The sequence below is a fragment of the Streptomyces sp. 13-12-16 genome (genome assembly GCF_002114215.1).
Lineage (GTDB): Bacteria > Actinomycetota > Actinomycetes > Streptomycetales > Streptomycetaceae > Streptomyces.
Genome location: NZ_NCTE01000036.1, coordinates 1 through 2,115, shown reverse-complemented (window position 1 = coordinate 2,115; position 2,115 = coordinate 1). Strand labels below are relative to the sequence as shown.

Annotated in this window: 3 protein-coding genes; 2 read left to right on the top strand and 1 reads right to left on the bottom strand. The window is 74.0% G+C overall.

The genetic code is table 11. The annotated features are described in order from the left end of the window. Window positions 1-113 precede the first annotated feature (113 nt). Complete coding sequence (locus tag B7767_RS01745; protein WP_085570527.1) at window positions 114-536, bottom strand: pyridoxamine 5'-phosphate oxidase family protein; 423 nt, start codon at window positions 534-536, stop codon at window positions 114-116. A 190-nt stretch (window positions 537-726) separates the two neighbouring features. Between B7767_RS01745 and B7767_RS01740 the strand changes: the two genes are divergently transcribed. Next, window positions 727-1,263, top strand: a complete 537-nt coding sequence (locus B7767_RS01740; RefSeq protein WP_085570526.1) for a cysteine hydrolase family protein — start codon at window positions 727-729, stop codon at window positions 1,261-1,263. A 38-nt stretch (window positions 1,264-1,301) separates the two neighbouring features. Beyond that, on the top strand, window positions 1,302-2,105 hold the full coding sequence (locus B7767_RS01735) for an aminoglycoside adenylyltransferase domain-containing protein (protein ID WP_085570525.1): 804 nt from the start codon (window positions 1,302-1,304) through the stop codon (window positions 2,103-2,105). Window positions 2,106-2,115: the final 10 nt, after the last annotated feature.

Below are 2,115 nucleotides of genomic sequence, written 5' to 3'. Positions count from 1 at the left end.
CGCCGGCCGGTGCCGGGCCGTGGACGGCGGCCTCGGGACCGTCCGGCCGTCCGCGCGGACCGCGGGACCCGGCGTCGACGGGACCGTCGCGGGCCGCGTACGCGGCCACCGGTTCAGCCCGGTTCGGGCAGCCCCGTGAGTTCCCGGCCCGTGACCATCCCGGCCTCGATCCGGACGAACACCCCGTCGTGCATCGGCATCCACGAGCGGGGCCCGGTCCGCAGCAGGCGTTCGTGCTCGGCCGGGTCGGTCACCACGGCCGCCCGGCCCGTGACCACCACGCTCCAGCCGGACCGGCTCCCGGCGTCGAAGTCGTCGGCCTCGAAGGCGACCACGACGCCGTCGACCGCCCGGACCAGATCGGACGCGGCGGAGGTGCACAGCACCACGGAGGCGTCCGTGTCCAGGGCGAAGTTGACGGGGAGGACGGCGGGCAGCGCCTGCCGGGTGTAGACGACGCGCCCGACCGGCACCTTGGCCAGCAGGCGCAGACACTCCTGGCGGTCGAGCGGCCGGAAGCCATCGCTTTGGATCATTCCTCCATCGTCGGCGGCGGAACCCCGCCGGGCTAGGGCCGGACGGCCCTGATGACTCCAGGACCCGGCACACGAGGCCCCCGCGGGCGGACCTCCGGGGGTCGGCCGTCGTACGCCTCCACACCCGGCCGTCACGGTCGCGCGCGAGCAAACATGTCTGACCCTCCCGCGCGGGTGGAACCCGGGGGACATGAGCAAGACCGCGCTGATCGTCATCGACATGATCAACACCTACGACCATGCGGACGCCGACCGCCTGATCCCGTCCGCCGAGTCGGTCGTACCGGTCGTCTCCGCCCTGCTGGAACGGGCGCGGCGCCGGGACGTGCCGGTGATCTACGTCAACGACAACTTCGGCGAATGGCGCTCCCACCACGGCGAACTGCTCGACAAGGCCCTGTCGGGGCCGCACGCGCGCCTCGTGGAACCGCTGCTGCCGGACGACTCCTCGCTCTTCGTCGTCAAGGCACGGCACTCGGTCTTCTTCGAGACCCCGCTGGGCTACCTGCTCAACCAGCAGGGCATCGACCGGCTCGTGCTGTGCGGCCAGGTCACGGAGCAGTGCGTCCTGTACTCGTCGCTCGACGCGCACATCCGCCACTTCGACGTGACCGTCCCCCGTGACGCCGTCGCCCACATCCACGCCGACCTCGCGGACGCCGCCCTGCGGATGATGGAGCGCAACATGGGCGCGCGGGTGTGCGACAGCGACGAACTGTGGAACTGACGCGCCGCGCCGCGGATCCGCGGGCCGACACTGGTCCCATGAACCGCACCCCCGTCCCGCCCCGCGAGGTCCGCCCCTACCTCGACGAGCTGGTCCACCGCACGCGCGCCGTCTGCGGCCCCCGCCTGGTGAGCGTCCTCGCCGTCGGATCCCTCGCGCTCGGCGACTACCGGCACGGACGCAGCGACGTCGACGTGACCGTCGTGGTGGACCGCTCGCTTCCCCGGCGCGCCCTGACCGAACTGGCCGGGGCGCTGGCCCACCCCGCCCTGGCCTGCCCCGCGGCCGGACTGGAACTGGTCGTCTACCCGGCCGATTTCGCCCGCCGCCCGTCCGGCGGGGCGGGGTACCTCATGGACCTCAACACCGGACCGTCACTGCCCGAGCGGGTCAGCCACGACCCCGGGGAGGGGCCCGCGTTCTGGTACGTCCTCGACCGTTCCATCGCCCACCAGGCCGGCCTCCCGCTGTTCGGCGGGCCGGTACAGGACGTGATCGCCGCACCGGAGCGGACCGACGTGCTCGCCGCGCTCCGCGCCTCCGTGCGGGAACACGCAGAGGGGGAGGGGCACACGGCCGACAACCGGGTGCTCAACGGCTGCCGCTCCGTGGTGTACTGCCGCACCGGCCACTGGTTCGCCAAACGCGGGGCGGCCGGGATCGTCGCCGCCGCGGAGGCGGACTTCCGGCCACTGATCACGGCCGCGCTGCGCAGCTTCGAACGCCCCCGTGAGTCCGCGCCCGCGCTGCCCGGGGCGGCGGTCGGGGACTTCCTGGACTGGGTGGCCGGCCGCGTGGACGAGGCCGCCGCGGCCGGGGGCGGCCACGACGCCCCGGCCTGACACGCGCACG

Bases quoted from the DNA above. Each gene is read 5' to 3' on its own strand.
- B7767_RS01735 (WP_085570525.1), top strand. From the start codon at position 1,302: ATGAACCGCACCCCCGTCCCGCCCCGCGAGGTCCGCCCCTACCTCGAC.
- B7767_RS01745 (WP_085570527.1), bottom strand. From the start codon at position 536: ATGATCCAAAGCGATGGCTTCCGGCCGCTCGACCGCCAGGAGTGTCTG.
- B7767_RS01740 (WP_085570526.1), top strand. From the start codon at position 727: ATGAGCAAGACCGCGCTGATCGTCATCGACATGATCAACACCTACGAC.